16 protein-coding genes and 1 riboswitch are annotated in these 19,909 nt (G+C 72.0%); of the genes, 7 read left to right on the forward strand and 9 right to left on the reverse strand.

The features are described 5' to 3' along the window. The first annotated feature begins 20 nt into the window (after window positions 1–20). Together J2N69_RS22420 and J2N69_RS22425 are read left to right on the forward strand one after the other, a co-directional pair. Entirely contained in the window at window positions 21–1,286 is a 1,266-nt protein-coding gene (locus tag J2N69_RS22420; protein ID WP_230904819.1) for a hypothetical protein, read from the forward strand. A 186-nt stretch (window positions 1,287–1,472) separates the two neighbouring features. Continuing rightward, window positions 1,473–2,018, forward strand: a complete 546-nt coding sequence (locus J2N69_RS22425; RefSeq protein WP_230902335.1) for a DoxX family protein — start codon at window positions 1,473–1,475, stop codon at window positions 2,016–2,018. Between the two features lie 26 nt (window positions 2,019–2,044). Here the strand turns inward: J2N69_RS22425 and J2N69_RS22430 are convergent, their stop codons facing one another. Continuing rightward, window positions 2,045–2,284, reverse strand: a complete 240-nt coding sequence (locus J2N69_RS22430) for a hypothetical protein (RefSeq protein ID WP_230902336.1) — start codon at window positions 2,282–2,284, stop codon at window positions 2,045–2,047. Then, complete coding sequence (locus J2N69_RS22435; RefSeq protein WP_230902337.1) at window positions 2,271–3,623, reverse strand: PspC domain-containing protein; 1,353 nt, start codon at window positions 3,621–3,623, stop codon at window positions 2,271–2,273. The genes J2N69_RS22430 and J2N69_RS22435 overlap by 14 nt, the downstream gene beginning before the upstream one ends. 183 nt (window positions 3,624–3,806) lie before the next feature. Between J2N69_RS22435 and J2N69_RS22440 the strand changes: the two genes are divergently transcribed. Continuing rightward, on the forward strand, window positions 3,807–5,093 hold the full coding sequence (locus J2N69_RS22440; protein ID WP_127909709.1) for an ATP-binding protein: 1,287 nt from the start codon (window positions 3,807–3,809) through the stop codon (window positions 5,091–5,093). After that, window positions 5,090–5,818, forward strand: a complete 729-nt coding sequence (locus J2N69_RS22445; RefSeq protein WP_230902338.1) for a LuxR C-terminal-related transcriptional regulator — start codon at window positions 5,090–5,092, stop codon at window positions 5,816–5,818. Before J2N69_RS22440 ends, J2N69_RS22445 begins: the two co-directional genes overlap by 4 nt. 140 nt (window positions 5,819–5,958) lie before the next feature. On the opposite strand, the gene J2N69_RS22450 is transcribed toward J2N69_RS22445, so the two are convergent. Continuing rightward, on the reverse strand, window positions 5,959–6,600 hold the full coding sequence (locus tag J2N69_RS22450; RefSeq protein ID WP_230902339.1) for a hypothetical protein: 642 nt from the start codon (window positions 6,598–6,600) through the stop codon (window positions 5,959–5,961). A 33-nt stretch (window positions 6,601–6,633) separates the two neighbouring features. Next, window positions 6,634–7,716: a C40 family peptidase gene (locus J2N69_RS22455; protein WP_230902340.1), complete on the reverse strand. Its 1,083-nt coding sequence runs from the start codon at window positions 7,714–7,716 to the stop codon at window positions 6,634–6,636. Between the two features lie 406 nt (window positions 7,717–8,122). Between J2N69_RS22455 and J2N69_RS22460 the strand changes: the two genes are divergently transcribed. Beyond that, window positions 8,123–8,476: a hypothetical protein gene (locus J2N69_RS22460; RefSeq protein WP_230902341.1), complete on the forward strand. Its 354-nt coding sequence runs from the start codon at window positions 8,123–8,125 to the stop codon at window positions 8,474–8,476. A 101-nt stretch (window positions 8,477–8,577) separates the two neighbouring features. On the opposite strand, the gene J2N69_RS22465 is transcribed toward J2N69_RS22460, so the two are convergent. Then, window positions 8,578–9,852, reverse strand: coding sequence for a C40 family peptidase (locus J2N69_RS22465; protein ID WP_408056772.1), 1,275 nt, complete (start codon window positions 9,850–9,852; stop codon window positions 8,578–8,580). Window positions 9,853–9,860: 8 nt separating this feature from the next. Beyond that, window positions 9,861–10,016, reverse strand: a riboswitch (cyclic di-AMP (ydaO/yuaA leader). A 253-nt stretch (window positions 10,017–10,269) separates the two neighbouring features. Between J2N69_RS22465 and pcrA the strand changes: the two genes are divergently transcribed. After that, window positions 10,270–12,774 (forward strand): DNA helicase PcrA, encoded by a 2,505-nt coding sequence (pcrA, locus tag J2N69_RS22470; protein ID WP_230902342.1) that lies wholly within the window; start codon window positions 10,270–10,272, stop codon window positions 12,772–12,774. Between the two features lie 27 nt (window positions 12,775–12,801). On the opposite strand, the gene J2N69_RS22475 is transcribed toward pcrA, so the two are convergent. Together J2N69_RS22475 and J2N69_RS22480 are read right to left on the reverse strand one after the other, a co-directional pair. Beyond that, window positions 12,802–14,358 (reverse strand): M23 family metallopeptidase, encoded by a 1,557-nt coding sequence (locus tag J2N69_RS22475; protein WP_230902343.1) that lies wholly within the window; start codon window positions 14,356–14,358, stop codon window positions 12,802–12,804. Between the two features lie 215 nt (window positions 14,359–14,573). Beyond that, window positions 14,574–15,509, reverse strand: coding sequence for an esterase/lipase family protein (locus tag J2N69_RS22480; RefSeq protein ID WP_230902344.1), 936 nt, complete (start codon window positions 15,507–15,509; stop codon window positions 14,574–14,576). 435 nt (window positions 15,510–15,944) lie between these two features. Here J2N69_RS22480 and J2N69_RS22485 point away from each other — a divergent pair, with 435 nt between their 5' ends. Further along, window positions 15,945–16,361: a cobalamin B12-binding domain-containing protein gene (locus J2N69_RS22485; RefSeq protein ID WP_230902345.1), complete on the forward strand. Its 417-nt coding sequence runs from the start codon at window positions 15,945–15,947 to the stop codon at window positions 16,359–16,361. A gap of 301 nt (window positions 16,362–16,662) precedes the next feature. Here J2N69_RS22485 and J2N69_RS22490 read toward each other — a convergent pair whose 3' ends face one another. Together J2N69_RS22490 and J2N69_RS22495 are read right to left on the reverse strand one after the other, a co-directional pair. Then, window positions 16,663–18,426, reverse strand: coding sequence for a DUF5691 domain-containing protein (locus tag J2N69_RS22490; protein ID WP_408056905.1), 1,764 nt, complete (start codon window positions 18,424–18,426; stop codon window positions 16,663–16,665). Window positions 18,427–18,458: 32 nt separating this feature from the next. Beyond that, window positions 18,459–19,817: an SWIM zinc finger family protein gene (locus J2N69_RS22495; RefSeq protein WP_230902346.1), complete on the reverse strand. Its 1,359-nt coding sequence runs from the start codon at window positions 19,815–19,817 to the stop codon at window positions 18,459–18,461. Window positions 19,818–19,909 lie beyond the last annotated feature (92 nt).

Genomic DNA, 19,909 nt, shown 5'->3' on the forward strand with positions numbered 1-19,909 from the left:
TGGGGAAGGCGGCGTACGCGGTGGCGGTGCAGGAGGCGAGACAGGGCGCGCACGGGGGCGGCTGCACGTGCGGCGGCTGCCCGCACGGCGCGCGCGAGGGGCACCGGCGCGCCGTGGCCGCGTTCCTCACCAAGCGCGATGAACTGGCGGCCGGGCAAGGGCTGCCCGCCGCCGTCGCGCACTCGGCGGGCGCGTCGCGCCAGTGGGTGTCGGACGAGCTGACGCAGTCCGCGCGAACCGTCGCGGAGCGCGGCAGGGCAGAGGGCGAGGCCTGGCTACGGCGCCTGTGGACGCGCACGCTCGGCGTCGTCTGGGGTTCCTTCGGCGTCCTCCTCCTCGTCCAGGCGCTCACCGCGATCGGCACCGGCTGGTCGGCGGCGCGCACGGCGGGCCTGCTCGCCGGGCTGGTGGTGGGCGGTCTGCTGACCGGCGCGGCATACGTCCACCGCGAGCGCGGCGGCGTCCTCGCACCGGTGATCGGCGAGGACAACCGGCTCTCCACCTCACGTGCGGTCGCCGCCTGCTGGGTGCTCCTCGTCGTCTTCGCGGTGCTGGTCCTCGCCGGGCAGTTGGCTGCGGCATCGGGGCGTGGGCAGCGCGACGAGCTGATCGCAGGGCTGGAGCTCGGCCGTGCCGCGGGGGTCGTGACCGTCCTCGCCGTGGTGTGCGGGGTCGCCGTCCTCGTCCGCAGGGTGGTGGGCCTGCGCGTCCTGGGCCAGCGGTTGCAGAAGGTGCGGGCGGACCGACCCCGGGCCGCCGACACGCTCACCGACGACGCGGGTCGCGGCAGCTTCACCGACGCGCAGTATGTCCTGGTCAGCGCCGTCGCCGTGGTCTTCGCCGCCGTGCGCCTCGCGCGGCGGCCCGAGCAGCTGCCCGATCTGCCGTGGGGGCTCGCCGTACTGGTCCTGGTGTCGGCCGCGACGTACCTCGCGGGGAAGTACTCCGAAGGCGGCCGCCCCGTGATCCTCTCCGTGGTCCGCGCCCGGGAGGCCGGTGATCTCGACGCCCCGATCCGCACGGGCGACGACATCGAGATCCGCGGTGCGGGCTTCGTGCCACCCGGTGCCGGCGACGCGGACCGGCTTGCCCGCATGGTCGTCAGGATTGGCGCCGTGCACGTCCACGTGCCGCTCGTGCCGGTGCCCGGCGGCTTCAGCAATCCGGCCGACGCGACGCTGACCGTGCCCGTGCCGGTCGACGTCGAGCCGGGCCGGGTCGACGTGCAGGTCGTCACCGCCGCGGGCGTGGAGACGAACCGCGTCACGATCGACGTCACGGACTGAGCCAACGGACCCAGCCACCGGCTGCACAGGCCAGGCCATCGGCCGACCCACCTCGGCTGACGCATCAGAGCCTCCCCCTGGGGCTTCGTTTCCGGTGTCGTGCATCCCTGTCGCACGGTGGTGAACAGCAGTTCCCTCCCGTACGTAAGGTCAGAAGACAGGGCCTACGGGAGAGGCGGCACAGCCATGGCTCACGGCATCCGGACCGACAGCCACACCAGACACCCCCGGCGGGACGACTGGCGGCAGTCCGCCACCCGCTACGCCCTGCTCCCTCTGCGGATCTTCCTCGGCGTCACCTTCATCTACGCCGGCCTGGACAAACTCACGGACAACTCCTTCATGCGCGCGGACGGAACCGGCTCGATCGACGAGATGATGGAGGGCGTCCGCGACATCTCCGCGATCCCGGCTCTGGTCGACCTCTCCCTCAAGAACCCCGTCGGCTTCGGCTATGCCATTGCCCTCGGTGAACTCGCCGTCGGCATCGGCACCCTGCTCGGCCTGTTCGCTCGGATCGCCGCGCTCGGTGGTGCGCTGATCTCGCTCAGCCTGTGGCTCACGGTCAGTTGGTCCACCGAGCCCTACTACTACGGCAACGACCTGGTGTATCTGATGGCCTGGTTGCCGCTGGTGCTCGCCGGGGCCTCCGTCCTCTCCCTGGATGCCCTGCTCGCCGCCCGCCGCAGGAACTCCTGGGGCTCCGCCAGGCACTCAGCCTCTGAGCACTGAGCCTCTGGCGGGGGGGCGTCCGGGAGCTACTCCCGCGGCTCTTCGAGGTCTCGGGCGTGACCGCGGCGACGGGCCGCGCCGCGCGGGCGTATCCCATGGAGCGCCGCCGCGACGCCCGCGAGCAACAGGCCGACCATCACCAGCGGGAGGGCCACGAACCACGGCGCTTCCCACGCGCCGCCGGCATCGCCCGCGTACACGACGGCGACCGCCAGCAGGAAGAGGCCTGCCACCAGCTTGCCGGGGTGGAGTTCATGACGTAGCACGGGTCACCTTCGCTTGTCCGACGCCCACTTCGAGCCGCAGATCGATCGTGCCGCCGTCCTCGCCGCCGGAGGGCGGCTTCAGCGTCACCTTCTTCTCCCGGCCCGGCGCGATGTCCAGGTCCTTGCCCTTGTCGTCCGGCAACACGATGTCGCCGACGCCCACTTCCGCGTGCAGCCGCACGGTGGCGTCCTTCGGCACGATCACTCTGAGGCCACCCGCGCCGGCCTCGGCGCCGGTCTTCAGCGTCCGGCCCTTGCCGACGTCGATCTTGCTGAGGTCGAGGGTGCCCGTGCCGAGACCCAGCTCGTACTGGGAACGGACGTCCGCTGCCGTCGCCGGTATCCAGTCCGTGTGCGTGTAGTGCGTCGTGATGTTCTTCGGCAGGGCGGCCGTGGCGGCGAGGAGTCCGGCGGTCAGCACCGCGAGCACGATCGAACCGGCCCCCGTGCGCCCAAGGAAGGCACTGACCGCGATGCCGAGACCGAAGACCGCGAGGGCGCAGGCGAGGCCGGTCTGCAGTGTCGTGCCGAGCGGCTGGCTCTCCCAGGTCAGGCCGGTGCCGAGGCCACCCGCGACCAACGCGAGCAGGAACACCCAGCCGCCGATCCGGCGCGGCTGGGGCGGCGGGGCGGCCGCGGCCTTGGCGCGGGGCACGCCTCGGTGGCCCGTCGGCTGATAGGCGATGTCGAGGCCCTCGGGCCCCCAGAAGTAACCGGAGAGCCCGTCGTGTGTGCCGTCCTTCACGAGGGGATCACGCCACCAGGAAGGGCTCCCGGCGACCGGTGGCGCCTTCGCCTCGGGCGGGGCGTCCGCCGCGGCCTGAGCGGCGACCGGGTCCGAGTCCGGGGCCCCGCGCTGCTGCGACCAGTACCCCGCACCCGCGAGGAGAAGGGTCAGGACGGCGGCGAAGGTGAGCGCCCCGCCGTTGTTCAACAAGGTGAGGAAGACGCCGCAGCCGACGAGCGCGAAGAGCACGGCCGTCAGCGCCTGACCGTCGACCCGGCCGGAGAGGAGCCTGCGCGCCTCGTTCTCCTCCTCGTCCTCGTACGGCACGCAGAGCCAGGCGAAGCCGTAGAAGACCAGGCCGAGGCCGCTCGTGATGGCGAGGACCGCGACACCGATTCGGAAGATCACCGGGTCCATGTCGCAGTGCCGCCCGAGCCCCGCGCACACACCACCGAGCCTTCGGTGCCGGCGGTCGCGGCGGAACTTCCGCTCCTCCGCGGGCAGGCCCGGGTCGTGCGCGCCCGCGGGACCTTCCGGCGCGCCATACGCGTCGCGCAGGGCGCCGCGGATGGCGGCCTCGGTCTCCGTCTCGGCGGGCTGCTGATCTGTCATGTGTCCATGGTGACCGCCGCGGGCCCGCCGCGGCAGTCGGGAAAACCCTGGCCCGACCCTGATATCGCCCCTGAGACTCCTCGGGCCTCGGCCCTGACAGGGACGAGCCAGGGGTCGAGATCAGGGAAGTCTCGGGGCTCGACCCTGATGTCCGTGCCCGCGCCCCCGTGTGAACATCGAGGCATGCCGGAAGCCGCTGCCCCTCCCCTCGACGACGTCCGACCGCTGCGCAAGCTCTACCGCAGCGGTGACGGACGTTGGCTCGGCGGTGTCGCACGCGGCCTCGCGGGACATCTCGGGTTGCCGGTGATCTGGGTCCGCCTCATCTTCGTCGGCCTGTTCACGGCGGACGGCCTCGGCGCCTTGCTGTACGCGGCGTTCTGGTTCTTCGTCCCGCTCGGCGTCGGCGGCGTCGACTCCGAGCGGCCGCCTTCGCCCATGACCGAGACTTCGGCGGACGGCCGCCGCAGACTCGTGGCCCGCAAGCCGGACAAGGGGCAGATCGTCGCGCTCCTCGCGATGGTCGTCGTCTCCATGGTCTTCGTCGGCAATGTGGACCTGGACGGCTCGACGAAGGCGTATGTCGTCCCGACCCTGCTCGTCGCCGCGGGTGTCGCCCTGGTCTGGCGGCAGGCCGACAACGCCCGCCGGGCCCGCTGGGTGGCCGTGGGGCGGCGCAGACGCACCCTGACGCTCGCCCGGTCGGCCGCCGGCGTCCTCCTGGTCGGCGCCGGCGTGTCCGGGATCTTCGTGCTCCAGGGTTCGGCCGCCCACCTGGGCGCGGTGCTCCAGGCCGCCCTCGCCGTGCTCGTCGGCGTCGCGCTCCTCGCGGGTCCCTACCTCGTCCGGATGGCGCAGGATCTCTCCGAGGAGCGGCTGATGCGCATCCGCGCCCAGGAGAGAGCCGAGGTCGCCGCCCATGTGCACGACTCGGTGCTGCACACCCTCACCCTGATCCAGCGCAACGCGGAGAGCCCGAGTGAGGTGCGCCGTCTCGCCCGGGCCCAGGAGCGCGACCTGCGGGCCTGGCTCTACAGACCCGAGGGCAACGGCAAGGACGAGGACGAGGAGCCCGAGACCCTCGCCGAAGCGGTCCGCCAGAGCGCGGCGGAGGTGGAGGACAAGCACGGTGTCCCGATCGAGGTCGTCGTGGTCGGTGACTGCCCGCTCGACGAGCGGCTCACCGCGCAGATGCAGGCCGCGAGGGAAGCCATGGTGAATGCCGCCAAGTACGGTGGCGAGGGCGGCGCGGTGCAGGTCTTCGCAGAAGTCGAGGGAGAGACGGTGTTCGTCTCCGTCCGGGACCGCGGCCCCGGATTCGACCTGGATTCGGTGCCCGACGACCGCATGGGCGTACGAGAATCGATCATCGGCCGCATGCAGCGCAATGGCGGCACGGCGCGGTTGCGCGCGGTGCCCGGCGGCGGCACGGAAGTCGAGCTGGAGATGGAGAGGACGGCGACGACATGAGCGACGCGACCGAGGCGGGCGAACCCGCGGAGCCGACCGGGTCGGACGAGGGCGGTGCGGGTGGGCGTCGTGTGCGGGTCGTCCTCGTCGACGACCACCGGATGTTCCGCACCGGGGTGCAGGCGGAGATCGGCCGGACGGACATCACGGGCGTGGAGGTGGTCGGCGAGGCCGCCGACGTCGACCAGGCGGTCACGGTCATCACGGCCGCGCGCCCCGAAGTCGTCCTGCTGGACGTGCACCTCCCCGGGGGCGGTGGCGTGGAAGTGCTGCGCCGCTGCGCTCCGTTGATGTCCGACGCGGAGAACCCGGTGCGCTTTCTGGCGCTCTCGGTGTCGGACGCCGCCGAGGACGTCATCGGGGTCATCCGGGGCGGTGCCCGCGGCTATGTCACCAAGACCATCACCGGTACGGACCTGGTGGACTCCATCTTCCGCGTGCAGGACGGCGACGCGGTGTTCTCGCCGCGGCTGGCGGGCTTCGTCCTGGACGCCTTCGCCTCCACCGACGCGCCTCCGATCGACGAGGACCTGGACCGGCTCACGCAGCGGGAGCGGGAAGTCCTGCGGCTCATCGCGCGCGGGTACGCGTACAAGGAGATCGCCAAGCAGCTCTACATCTCCGTGAAGACGGTCGAGTCGCATGTCTCGGCGGTCCTGAGGAAGCTCCAGTTGTCCAACCGCCACGAGCTGACACGGTGGGCGACGGCGCGACGGCTGGTCTGAGGGGCAGGGCCTGTGCCTGTGTTTGTCGGGGCTTGACGGATCGGTCGGAGCGGGAAGAACCCACGACATCCAGGGAGGCCCCGCGAGCTGGGACCTACGGCACGCGCTGAGGGCTGGCGGACCTACGGAATGCGCCGAGGCTAAGGGACCTGTGCGGCCGTTGCCGCAGTCGAGGGGCTCAGCATCCGCAGTGCCCAGCGGTAGTGGTTGAGGGCCTTGGCGGCGCCCAGGAGGCCCGTCAGCCACAGGATCAGACCGACGCCCATGCCGAGGGCGACGTCGGCGTAGGTCTGGTGGCCGGGTTCGGCGTACGCGGCCGACGCGAAGGACGCCCATAGGCCGAGGGCGGAGACGGCGAGGGAGGACAGGAGCCAGAGGAGGCTGAGGCCGGGGGCGCGCAGCCGGGCGTCGGAGGCGGGGTGGCGGTCCAATGCGAGCCAGGCGTCGGCGAGTTCCCGTATCCGTCGGTCGCGGCGGGTGCTGAAGACGACGCCGACCACGGCGGGGGCCAGCGCCGCGAGGCCGAGGATCGCGAGGACCGGGCCGAGGATGATGCCTGTGGGGTCCTTCTCCTCGATGAGCTTGACCGGCTGCATCAGCAGCGCCCAGCCGATGACGGCGGCGGCTCCGCACAGCCACAGGAAGAGAAGCCGGTGTACCCCCAGGTGCCGCCTGAGCAGTTCCTGCAGGGCCAGGCCGCGGTCGGTGAGCAGGGCTTGCCGGTCCGGCCAGGTCCGCAGATACGGGGGAGGGGGAGGCGGCGGCAACGTACGGCTGGGCATGGGCCCGACAGTACTGGGGGCGGGCGGGCCGGTTCACACCACCCGGGTGGCACCGGCGAACGGCATCTCGTCGATCGGAGCGATCCGCACCGGGGCGCCCGGGTTGGGGGCGTGGATCATCCGGCCGTTGCCCACATACATGCCGACGTGACTGATGCCGGAGTAGTAGAACACCAGGTCACCGGGGCGCAGCGCGGAGCGCGGGATGCGCTGGCCCGCTGCGATCTGGGCGTAGGTGGTGCGCGGCAGTGAGACGCCGGCCGAGCGGTACGCGGCCTGGATCAGCCCTGAGCAGTCGAAGGCGCTCGGACCCGTCGCGCCCCACACGTAGGGGCTGCCGATGGCTCGGTACGCGTAGGCAACGGCGGCGGCCGCGCGGGTGTTGGGGGCCTGGGTGGTACCGCTGCCGGTGCCGCTGAGCGGAGTGTGGCGGGTGTCCGAACGGGCGGCTCGGCCGCTGTCACGACCCTGATTCCCGTCCGCGAGCCGCGCGTACTCCACGCGCTGTTCCTCGGTGAGCCGGGCCAGCAGCCGCTTGGCCTCGGCAAGCTTGCCGGTGACGGTCTTCTTGTGTTTCCGCAGGTCCGTCTGGCGCGCGCGGAGGGTGGCGAGGCGGCCATCGGCCTCGGCGCGCAGCTGGGCGACCTGCTGGAGCCTCTTGCGTACACCGTTGAGGGCCGCGGCCTGGCGGCTGCCCGCCCGGTCGGCGAGGGAGGCGCGGTCCAGGAACTGATCGGGGTCGGAGGAGAGCGCGAGTTGCATGGAAGGGGTGATGCCGCCCGCGCGGTACTGCGCTGTGGCGTAGGAACCCAGGTCGTTGCGGGCGGCGTTGAGTTTCTCCGCCTTGCGGGCCGCCTCGTCGCGCAGTGCGTCGAGCGACTTCTCGGCTTTCTCGGCCTTCTCCTTCGCGCCGTTGTACTTCTCGGTGGCGATCTCCGCCTCGCGGTAGAGGGCGTCGACCTTGACCTTCACTTCGGCGGGGCTGAGCCGGGGGTCCGCGTGTCCCGAGCCGTCGAACGCGGCCACCGAGGCGGCTCCCGCGAGAGCGAGGGTGGCGGCGGTGCGGGCCGCGGGGCCGCTGAGCGAGCGCTGTTTGGGCTTGCGGTGCGCTGCCACGAAGGTGCTCCTTAGCTGGCCGGTGGCGGCCCGCACAGGGGGACGGGCCGCCACCGGGTTTCTCGGCGGGGGTGTCCGACTGCCGCCCTGAGCGGGGGCGGCGATGGGGAGCCGGTCACCTGGTGAAGGACGCTAAACCTGGGCGTCACGGCCCGGAGGAGGATTGTGCGCAACTGCCGGAGAAGGTCGGAATCGTGACCGCGCCTGTCCGCGGTACTGACGGGTCGAGGGCGGCTTCGTGGACAGCTGTGACCAATGGGGCGGTTTGTGCCCTGCCTGCCCGGCAGAGGGTGGTATGGGCCTGGGGGTGCGCCCACCCCTACGCCCACCCCTACGCCCGCCCCTGGGCCCCGCCCCGGAGCCCGCCTGTGAGGGGCGGTGCGGGGCCCGGCTAGGCTCCGGCCTCATGGACGTACTCATCCATCTCTTCGTCGGCCTGCACATCATCGGCATCGCCTCGCTCCTGGGCGGCTTCCTGACCCAGATGAAGCAGATGGGCCAGGGCACCGCCCGCTTCAGTCCCGCGATGCTGCACGGCGCGCTGACCATGCTCGTCACCGGCGTGGCCCTCGTGGGCCTCAACCAGGCGGACGACAACGCGGTCAACAACGTCAAGATCGGCATCAAGATGGCCGTCCTGATCTTGATCCTCGCGCTGGTCTACGTGAAGCGGGACGAGGAGAAGATCGACAAGGGCGTGTTCGGCGCGGTGGGGCTGCTGACCACGGCGAACATCTTCATCGCCGTGCTGTGGACCTGATCCTGCGAACGACCCTCTACGCGCGCGTGGCCCGCACTTCTCCGGAAGTGCGGGCCACGCGCGCGTAGAGGGTGTTTTTCCGCGGTGACGCCGGGGCGCGGTTACGCCGGGCGCACCATGCTGTGGATCGGCATGGAGAAGATCGACTCGACGCGGACCTTCGCACCCGGCTTCGGGGCGTGGATCATCTTGCCGCCACCGATGTAGATCCCTAGGTGGCTGATGTCGTCGTAGAAGAAGACCAGGTCACCGGGTTCGGCGTCGGCGGTCTTCACGGTGGTACCGGCCTTCACCTGGTCCCACGTCGTGCGCGGCAGCGTGATCCCCGCGGCCTTCCACGCGTCCTGGGTGAGCCCGGAGCAGTCGTAGGAGTCGGGCCCGGTCGCGCCCCAGACGTACGGCTTGCCGATCTGCGCCTCCGCGAAGGCGATGACCTTCGCGGCCTTGGTGGCGTAACCGCCGTCGGCGCTTCCGGAGCCGGAACCAGCGCCGGAGTCGGGGCCAGAACCGGAGCCGGAACCGGAACCGGTGTCCGAGCCGGGACCGGAGCCTGAACCTGTGCCCTGGCCCTTCCCTCCCCCCTCTCCCTGCTCCTTCCGCTCCTTCTGGGCCGCCTCCTGCGCCTTGCGCTTGCGCTCCGCCTCGGCCGCCTCCTTGCGGGCCAGTTCCTCGGCCTTGCGCTTGGCCTCCCGTTCCTTCTGCCGCTCGATCACGGCGAGCCGGGCCTTCTCCTCGGCGGTCAGCTCCGAGAGAAGCTCACGTGCCTCGCCCAGCTTCTTCTGGACGGTCCGCTTGCTCGTCCTGAGGCTGTCCCGTGAGTCGCTCAGCGTCTCCAGGCTCCGCGCGGCCTTCGTACGCTGCTTCGTCGCCGACGCCTGCTGCGTCTGGTAGTCGTCGACGGCCTTCTTCTGCCGCTTGGTGAGCCGGTCCGCCAGGTGGTTCTGGTCGAAGTAGCCCTGCGGGTCCTCGGCGAGCATCATCGTGGCGGTGTGGGAGACGGCCCCGGTGCGGTACTGGGCGGCGGCGAAGGAGCCGAGTTCCTGGCGCGCCTCGTTCAGCTTGTCCGCGCGCTCGGCGACATGGTCGAGCAGCCGGCCGACCTTCTTGCGCTGCTTCTCGGTCTTCTCCTTGGCCGCGTTGTACCTCTGGGTGGCCACGCCCGCCTGGTGGTACAGGTCGTCGACCTTCTTCCGCACCTCTTCGAGACTGGGCTTACCCGGCGTGGAGGGGGCCGCCTGCGCGCTCTGTGACAGGAGCGCCACGGAGGTGAGGGCGGCCGTCGTGATGCCGACGGCGGGAGCGGTGCGTATTCCGGGGATTCCGGCGAGTCCGGTCATTCCGACCGTCCGGGTCCGCGGCTTGCGGTGCGACGCCAAGGGAGGCGACTCCTTCCGTAGACCGCCTACCGGGTTAGCTGTCGGGTTCGGGCGGCTGATCCGGAAGGTTGCCCTACGGTCCCGTACTTCGTACGGGACCGATTCACCCCAAGTTTTCGGTGGGTCCCCGGCTCCGAACACGTCGGACTCGGCGGAGGCGGCCCGCTCCCGGCGTGTTCGCCGGTGGGGGACGGGCGGCCCGCGGAGCACGCTAGCCAACTCGTGTGGCGCGTGTGAAGGTTGATGTTCGATATGCCCGATACTTTTCCGTTACTTCGCGGGACCCCTGGGACGGTTCGGCTCGTGGGTGGCGGAGCGTGACCGGGCGCGGGCGGGGCGTAGGTGAGGCGGGTCGGGGAGGAAGGTGGCCGGAACCCGGGGCGGGTTGTCAGTGGGGCCGCCTAGACTCGGGAGGCGATGAGCAGCCTCTTTGATGACAGCTTCCTGGCGGACCTGCAGCCTTCCCGGGCCGCGGACGAAGAGCCCCCGCCGCCGCCCGAGGACAGCGCTCCGGAACCGGTTCCGGACGACTTGTTCAGCGGGAAATTCGACGTGCCCATGACCCGGGACACGCACTACCGCGACGGCGCCCCGCGCCCGGTCATCGACCCGGCGACGCTCCTGGAGGGGCTGAACGAGAACCAGCGCGCGGCGGTCGTGCACGCCGGCTCCCCGCTGCTCATCGTCGCCGGTGCCGGTTCCGGCAAGACCCGCGTGCTGACCCACCGCATCGCGTACCTCCTCGCGCAGCGCGGTGTGCACCCCGGGCAGATCCTCGCGATCACCTTCACGAACAAGGCCGCGGGCGAGATGAAGGAGCGCGTCGAGCAGCTCGTGGGCCCCCGGGCCAACGCGATGTGGGTCTCGACCTTCCACAGCGCCTGTGTCCGCATCCTGCGCCGCGAGTACAAGAAGCTCGGCTTCACGTCCTCCTTCTCGATCTACGACGCCGCGGACTCCAAGCGTCTGATGGCCCTGGTCTGCCGCGACCTGGACCTCGACCCGAAGAAGTTCCCGCCGAAGTCCTTCAGCGCCAAGATCTCCAACCTGAAGAACGAGCTGATCGACGAGGAGGACTTCGCCGCCCAGGCCGCCGACGGCTTCGAGAAGACCCTCGCCCAGGCCTACGCCATGTACCAGTCGCGCCTGCGCGAGGCGAACGCGCTGGACTTCGACGACCTGATCATGACGACGGTGCACCTCCTGCGCGCCTTCCCGGACGTCGCCGAGCACTACCGCCGCCGCTTCCGGCACGTCATGGTCGACGAGTACCAGGACACGAACCACGCGCAGTACGCCCTGGTGCGCGAGCTGGTCGGCCCCTCCGGAGGCGAGGGCGACGATCCGGCCGAGCTGTGCGTGGTGGGTGACGCCGACCAGTCGATCTACGCCTTCCGCGGCGCCACCATCCGCAACATCCTCCAGTTCGAGGAGGACTACACCGACGCCACCACGATCCTCCTGGAGCAGAACTACCGCTCCACGCAGACGATCCTGAGCGCCGCGAACGCGGTCATCGAGCGGAACGAGAGCCGCCGCCCGAAGAACCTCTGGACCAACCAGGGCGCGGGCGCCCGTATCACCGGCTATGTGGCCGACACCGAGCACGACGAGGCGCAGTTCGTCGCCGACGAGATCGACCGGCTCACGGACGCGGGCGAGGCGAAGGCCGGCGACGTCGCGATCTTCTACCGCACGAACGCCCAGTCCCGCGTCTTCGAAGAGATCTTCATCCGCGTCGGCCTGCCCTACAAGGTCGTCGGCGGCGTCCGCTTCTACGAGCGCAAGGAGGTCCGCGATGTGCTGGCCTACCTGCGCGTTCTCGCCAACCCCGAGGACGCGGTCCCGCTGCGCCGCATCCTGAACGTCCCCAAGAGGGGCATCGGCGACCGCGCCGAGGCGATGATCGACGCGCTGGCGCAGCGCGAGAAGATCTCCTTCCCGCAGGCGCTGCGCCGCGTCGACGAGGCGTACGGAATGGCGGCCCGTTCGACCAACGCCGTCAGGCGGTTCAACACGCTCATGGAGGAGCTGCGGACCATCGTCGAGTCCGGCGCGGGCCCGGCCGTCGTCCTGGAGGCCGTGCTCGAACGGACCGGCTACCTCGCGGAGTTGCAGGCCTCGACGGACCCGCAGGACGAGACCCGCATCGAGAACCTCCAGGAACTCGCCGCGGTCGCGCTGGAGTTCGAGCAGGAGAACGCCCAGGCGGCCGGTGCCCAGGAGGACGGCCAGGCGGAAGCCGACGAGGGGGCCGTCGCTCCGGCCGGCACGCTCTCCGACTTCCTGGAGCGCGTCGCGCTCGTCGCCGACTCCGACCAGATTCCGGATGAGGAGGACGACGGCTCCGGAGTCATCACCCTCATGACGCTGCACACCGCGAAGGGCCTTGAGTTCCCGGTGGTGTTCCTGACCGGCATGGAGGACGGCGTCTTCCCGCACATGCGCGCTCTCGGGCAGGTCAAGGAGCTGGAGGAGGAGCGCCGCCTGGCCTACGTGGGCATCACCCGCGCGCGCGAGCGGCTCTACCTCACGCGGTCCTCGATGCGCAGCGCCTGGGGCCAGCCCTCGTACAACCCGCCGTCGCGCTTCCTGGAAGAGATTCCGGATACGTATCTGGACTGGAAGCGGAAGGGCTCCGTCGGCGCCCTCGCGTCGTCGGGTCCCGCCGCGGGCATCGCCTCGTCGCTGTCCTCCTCGCGCTCGCGCACGGGCGGGGCGCAGGGCTTCGCCACCCGCCGCGCCTCGGAGAAGCCGGTGGTCTCACTGGCGATCGGGGACCGGGTCACGCACGACCAGTTCGGTCTCGGGACCGTGGTCGGGGTGAAGGGCACGGGTGCGAACGCCGAGGCGACGGTGGACTTCGGCGAGCCCAAGCCGAAGCGGCTCCTGCTGCGGTACGCGCCGGTCGAGAAGCTGTAACGGCAACGCCGGGAGCGGCGACGGGAGTTACAGCGGGTCGAGGCCGTGGCTGCGCAGCCACGGCAGCGGGTCGATCGCCGAGCCGCCGCTGGGCCGCACCTCGAAGTGCAGGTGCGGTCCCGTGGAGTTCCCGGAGTTCCCGGAGAAGGCGATCGTCTCGCCCGCCTTCACGGGGCCGCTGGAGATCTTGTGCGAGGAGAGGTGGCAGTACCACGTCTCCGTGCCGTCCTTGGCGGTCACGATCGCCATGTTGCCGTAGGCGCTGTTCCACTTCGTGGTCACGGTGCCGTCGGTCGCGGCGTAGACCTCCGTGCCGTACGACACGGGGAAGTCGATGCCGGAGTGCGCCGACATCCAGTTGACGCCGGCCTGGCCGTACTGCGCGCTCAGGCCGTGCTGCTTCACCGGCAGCGCGAACTTCGGGCGGAGCCGCTCCTTGCGTGCCGCTTCCGCGGCCGCCTTCTTCTGGGCGGCGACCTTCTCGGCCTTCAGGTCGATACGTTCCTGCGTACGGCTCGCGCGGTCCGCGAAGTCGCCCGCGTCCGCGGAGAGATTCGCCAGCTGGGTGTCCAGCTTGCTGTTGGCGGTGGAGGGCTTCACCGGGGCGGAGTCCGGGGCCGAGGCCGTCGTCTCCTTGCCCTCGTCGCCGCCGAAGCTGCCCACGGAGGCGGCGGCCACTCCGGCGACGCCCATCACGCAGGCCGAGGGCACGGCGACGGTGAATAGGGCGGAGCGCTTGGCGGGGGTGCGGCGTCGGGTCCGTGAGCGGCCCGCACCGGAGCCGCCGGTCTTGCCTCGGGCGGCGGCACGCGACCCGGGGGCCGGGCCATCGAGCGCCGGTTCGGGCTCCGCGGCCGTGTACGGGGCGTCGGCGGCGATCTCGTACTGCTCGGTGAGTTCGTACGGCTGCGCATCCTCGGATTCCGCGGGCTCGTACGAAAGGGGCGCGTCGTGCGGCTCGTGCGACGAGTTGTGCGCCCCCTGGTTCTCGTGCGCTTCGTTTGCCTCGCGGCCCTCGTGTTCCTCGCGCGCCCCGGGCGTCCGGTCGGGGGAGTTCCACGCGGCGGCGTCGAATGAACCCGTGTCGAACGAGCCTGTTTCCGTGCCGAAGGCGTCCGTCTCAAAGGTCTGCGTCTCGGCGGCCTGCGTCTCCCACTGGCCGGTCGAGGGGCCCTCGTTCCAGGCGGTGGCGTCCCACTGGCCCGAGTTGTCCGGGCCCGGCTGGGCGGGGATGTCGGCGAGATGCGGGTAACCGCCGGTCGGCCAGGCGGAGGTGGTGTCGTAGCTGCCGGTGTCGTACGCGGCGGCGTGGTGCTGACCTGCGTACGTGTCGTAGGCGGCCGGCTGCTCCTGGGTGGCCGTGGTGGTCGCCCACTGGCCCGTGTCGTACTCGGTGCCGGGCATGTCGCCGAAGAGCGGGTCGGCGGCGAAGGTGCCGGTGTCGAAACCGGCGGTGGAGTAGGCCTCGTAACCGTGGCCGCCGTGCTGGACGCTCGGCGGTTCGTACGTCGCGTAGGACGCGTGGTCGGCGCCGGGTGCCGAGGGCTGGGGAGTCGAGCTCCCCGACGGGTGACGGTCGTTCACCAACTTCTCTTTCGCCTCGGCAGCAGGGGCAGAGCGGTGCGGCGACTGTACCCGGCGGTACGCGGGCGCGACAATCTTCGGCAGGTTTCACCCTCCCAAGAAACGGGCATTCGGCCGTCTTTCGGGGGACTGTGGGCACAGGCTTGGCCCTGCGTTCGAGTTGCGTTCGACGCCTGAGGGTGTGGATCGGGTCCGTGGCCGATGCCCGTTCGTGGTCAGGCGACCGTGAGCCCACCCGGTTTTTCCCTTGCGTCGGCTCCCGGGTTCATCAGGTCGAGTGCCTGGCGTATGCCGTTCGCGACCGCCGGGTGCACCGGCAATGCGAGATGGCCGATTCCGGTTACCTGGATGTTCTGCGCGAGCAGGTCGGGATGGTCGACGCACGCCGTTTCCCGCGGGTCCATGATCCGGTCCAGATCGCTCCAGAAGCACACGAATTGGGTGCGGCAGTCCGGTGCCGGTTCCTTCAGCTCCTCGATCACGGCGGAGCCGGGGCGCATCTGCCGCACGATCGGGTGCGCGTCCGCGAGAGGTGCCACCCGGGTGCCCGCGTGCGGGGTGCCGAGCGTGACGAGTGTGCGTACGCGTACGTCCCCGCCGAGGCGCTGCGCGTAGTAGCGGGCGATCAGGCCACCGAGGCTGTGGCCGACGATGTCCACGCGGCGGTGGCCCGTGCGCTCGCAGAGTTCCTCGACGTGGCGGCCGAGCAGTTCGGCGGCGGTCCGGATGTCGCAGGTCAACGGGGAGTAGTTGAGCGACTCCACGCGGCGTCCGCCGTCCTGGGACAGGGCGCGGCGGAGCAGGACGAAGACGGAGCGGTTGTCTATGAACCCGTGCAGGAGAAGAACCGGAGGCCTGCCGTCCCGGGGGAGGCGCGGGGCGTCCGGGGGCGGCTGGAGGGGGGCCGTGCGGCGCTCCTGGATGACGCCCGAGGGGTAGAGGGCGAGGTGGCCCGCGAAAAGCGCCACCTCCAGGGCGGTCGACTTCAGGAGGGCCAGGGAGACGCGGCCCGCCGCTTTCGCGTGCAGGGCGGCCAGGGAAGGCAGCGCGGGCGCAGCGGGCAGGGCCGGCGACGGCAGAGGCAGCAGCGCGGTCAATTTTGGCAGCGGCAAGCTGCGGAAGCGAAAGGGGCGGGCCCCCGTGATCGGCATCGTCGACCTCCCGACGGCGCACGGGAAGGCGTCTTCCTCCCCCGTGTGCCCTAGGGGGAGTCATGGGCGACAAGTCGGTTCCGCGATGGCGTGGCGTGCGCCGCCCTGATGAGGCTGCTCCATGGCCCCGTGATGTCGCCGGTGCACCGGACCACCACGCCGTGCGGCTGACGGCATGGTGGCGCGGCGATCTCGTCGCGGCTCCCCTCGCGCTTGGTCCGGTGCGGAGCGTGAACCCCGGGTCGGTGGACGGCGCGCAGCGAACGTGTCCCATCGTGTGATTTCCCCCTCCCTCCCCACCGCGAAACTGCCGCTTGCGGGATGCTGTGGATAACGTTCGTTCACTTCCCCGGCCGGTGCGGTGCGGGGTATCTGTGCTCGAACAGATGGTTGTGGGTACGGATTCGGTACGGACATCGGTACATGGAGGCAGTGATGGGTGTGGCAGCCGGGCCGATCCGCGTGGTGGTCGCCAAGCCGGGGCTCGACGGGCACGACCGCGGGGCCAAGGTGATCGCGCGGGCGTTGCGTGACGCCGGTATGGAGGTCATCTACACCGGGCTGCACCAGACGCCCGAGCAGGTGGTGGACACCGCGATCCAGGAGGACGCCGACGCGATCGGCCTCTCCATCCTGTCCGGGGCGCACAACACGTTGTTCGCGCGGGTGCTGGAGCTGCTGAGGGAGCGGGACGCGCAGGACATCCTGGTGTTCGGCGGCGGCATCATCCCGGAGGCGGACATCGCGCCGCTGAAGGAGAAGGGCGTCGCGGAGATCTTCACCCCCGGGGCCACCACGACCTCGATCGTGGAGTGGGTGCGGGCCAACGTGCGGCAGCCGGCGGGGGCCTGACCGCGAGCTGTACGCCGGGCTTGGCCCCCAAGCCGGTACGCCGGGCCTGACCACGCAGGGACGTACGCGGGGGCGGGCCTGGCCGCAAGGCTGGTACGGCGTAGGCGTGGGCCCAGGGGCGACGAGGCGGTGCCGAGGTGGTCCCAGGTGGCGACGTGGTCCCGGTCGGCTACCCCGGGTCGGTGGTCCCGGTCGGCTACCCCGGGTCGGTGGCCCCGGGTCGGCCCTCCCGGGTCGGTGGCCCCACGGTGGCGGTCCCGCGGAGGGGGCCCGGGGGCCTCGGCCGCGGGGCCGCCGCCTCTCACGCCTGCCCGTCCTCCGTGCCGGGCCCCGGCAGTGGCGCCGACCCGGGTACGGGAACTGGCACTTGCCCTGGCACCGGCGGAAGCTCGTCACGTATCGCCGCGCGCAGGCGCAGTGTGGTGACCAGGCGTTGGAACGCCTCCGACCAGTAGCTCCCGGCGCCCGGTGACGCGTCCTCCGGTTCGTCCGGGATCGCGGTGAGCGCCTCCAGGCGGACCGCCTCGGCAGGGTCCAGGCAGCGTTCCGCGAGGCCCATGACGCCGCTGAAGCTCCAGGGGTAGCTGCCCGCGTCCCGCGCGATGTTCAACGCGTCCACGACCGCGCGGCCCAGCGGTCCGGCCCAGGGCACCGCGCACACGCCGAGCAGCTGGAACGCCTCCGACAGGCCGTGCGCGGCGATGAAACCGGCGACCCACTCCGCCCGCTCCGCCGCGGGCAGCGCGGCCAGGAGCTTGGCGCGCTCGGCGAGCGACACGGCTCCGGGGCCCGCGGCGTCCGGGGAGGCGGGTGTGCCGAGCAGCGCCCGGGACCAGGTCGCGTCCTGCTGCCGCACGGCCGCGCGGCACCACGCGGCGTGCAGCTCGCCGCGCCAGTCGTCGGCCACCGGGAGGGCCACGATCTCGGCCGGTGTGCGGTTGCCGAGCCGGGTCCGCCAGGTGGCGAGCGGGGCGGCCTCCACCAGCTGGCCCAGCCACCAGGAACGCTCGCCCCGGCCGGCCGGGGGCTTGGCGACGACGCCGTCCCGCTCCATGCCCGCGTCGCACTCGTGCGGGGCCTCGACCGTCAGCGTCGGTGTGCTCGACACGTGGTCGACGGCCACGCAGGACGCCGCCCGGGCCGCCATCCGCCCGGCCAGCGCCGAGTCGGGCAGCGCGGAGAGCAGCTCCGCCGCGGTCGATCGGACGTTGCGGCTGCGGTCGGTGAGGGCCTGTTCTAGGAACGGCTCGTCCGCGGCGGACAGGCCTGTGCGGAGCGAGTCGAGGAACATCAGGCGGTCTTCCGCGCGCTCCGTCGGCCAGGTCGTGGCGAGCAGCTCCCGCGCGGCGTGGGCGTCGTGCGCGCGGAGGGTGGTCAGGAGGGCGACCCGTTCGGCGAACAGGCCCTCCTCCCACAGCTGCCGGACCTTTGGTGCGTCGTCCGTGGCGGGAAGGGCCACGCCGCCTCCCGGAGTGGCGCGGAGCGCGAACTTCCAGTCCGGGTTCATGCGGGCCAGCCACAGGGCCCTGGGGCCGGCGAAGGTCAGCGCCTGGGGGCGCAGGTCCGTACGGCCGCGTGCCGCGTTCAGGAGGGCGGGCAGCAGTTCGGGTGGCGCGCCGTACCCCCGGGCGTTGGCCAGGGCCAGCCACTGGGGGAGCAGCTCCATCAGGTCCGGTGTCGCGCCCCGCCTGCCGCCGCTTCCGAGGCCCGGCTGGTCGGTGAGGAGCGTGGCGAGTCTGCGCCGGGCCGCGGGCGGCAGAGGTGGCCTGGGGTCGCGCGCCGCGGGCTCGGGCGGGGCGGCGGCCGGTGCCGGGCGCAGTCCGGCCCTGCGGCGGACCGTCTGCACCGCCGCTTCGTCGAGGAGGGCGAGCGGTGGCTCCTTGCCGGGCCTGTGGAGAGGGGCCGGCAGGGCGCGGCGGTCGGTGCCGAGCAGCGCGGCCGTGACCAGGTCCTCCCAGGCCACCTGCGGGGGCGTGGAGGCGGCCTCGGGCGCCGGGGCCGTTACGGACGCCGTGGCTTGGGCAGGCACCGTGGCTGGGGCGGGCGCCGTCGGTGTGGCGGGCATGGTGGGCATCTGCTCCTCCTGGCGGTCGTTCGTCAGCACAGCGGCACCGTCCCTCCCGCGTCCCCGGGCCAGGCGGCCAAGGGGGTGAAGCCCTGGTGGCCGCACTCGCCGAACACCGTCAGCGGTGCCCCTCCGGACAAGGCGACCAGCCGCCACAGGCCCCTGTCCGACGCGGCGGTGGGCGCCAGGGGCAGCGCCGACCCGCCGTCGGCGTCGGCCAGTTGCCACGCGCCGTCGGCCTGGGCCGGTATGACCTCGGAGAGTGTCACCGGCCAGGACTCCAGCCAGGGGTCGTGGCGGAGCGCCTCGCCGTAGCGCGCGGCGGCCTCGGCTGTCCGTACGCCTGGTGGCCGCTCCGCGGTGGGGGCCGGGGCCGCGAACTGTTCGCCCAGCTCGGCCCGGAGCTGCCGTGCGCCCCGGTATCCCGTCAGCTCCGCGTCGAGCGCGAGGCCCACCGGCAGGGCGAGCGCGGGGGTGCGGCCCGCCGCCCCGTACGAGAGGAGGAGGGCGGTGCGGCCGGAGTCCGTGCCGTACAGCCAGACGCGGCGCGTGGTGAGCTTGCTGTCGGCGGTGTCGTACTGCGCGAGGACCAGCCAGCGGTCGCGCAGCGGCGGGCCCTCCGGCTGGGCGGGCAGGCCGACGCGGGAGCGGACCGCGGCGGCCAGGCCGGGCGGCAGCGCGTCGCGGTGGAGCCAGCCCTGGTCGAGGAGGTGCAGCAGGGCGCACTCCTCCAGCAGGCGCACCGGCCAGCCGGGCCCGGAGGAAGGTATGGCTCCCAACACCCGGACGCGCGCCGCCAGTCCTGGTGCCTGCGCGTCCACCATGCGGGCCGCCGTCTCCTCCCACAGGCCGTACCCCGCCTGTTCGGCGGAGGCCGTGCCGGAGCGCATCAGGTCGGACAGGCGCTGCTCCAGCTCTGTCGCCCCCGCCGTGATGCGCGCTGCCCGCTTCTCCGCTCTTCCGCGCGCCGCCTCAGGGTCGGCTGGGGCGGCGGGCGATGTGGTCGAACTCCTCCTGCCCTCGACTCCTTTGCGGCGGGAAGCCAGCCACTCCTCCGCCCACGTCGGCGGCTCGCCGTCCGGCACGGTGCCGTCCGCGCCCGCCCAGACCAGCAGCAGCCCCAGCGCGTGCTTGCACGGGAACTTGCGGCTCGGACAACTGCATTTGTACGCCGGGCCCGCCGCGTCCGCGCCGCCCGTGATGTCGATGACCGTCTGATACGGCTTGCTGCCACTGCCCTTGCACAGCCCCCACACCGCCCCCTCGCCAGAACTGCCCGTCTCCGACCACGGTCCGGCCACGCCGAGTCTGCTTCCCGCCTTGCGTGACGGAGCGTCAGGCGCCAGTGCCAGCACCTGGTCCGCCGTCCAGCGCACCCCCTGCTGAGTCATGTCTCGAAGGTAGGTCCCCCCACTGACAATCGACCCGGGAGCGTGCGTCTTCCCAGGTCAGAGCCGTGCCCGGGTCGATTGTCAGTGGCGTG

The organism is Streptomyces huasconensis, assembly GCF_021028635.1.
Taxonomy (GTDB): Bacteria; Actinomycetota; Actinomycetes; order Streptomycetales; family Streptomycetaceae; genus Streptomyces; species Streptomyces huasconensis.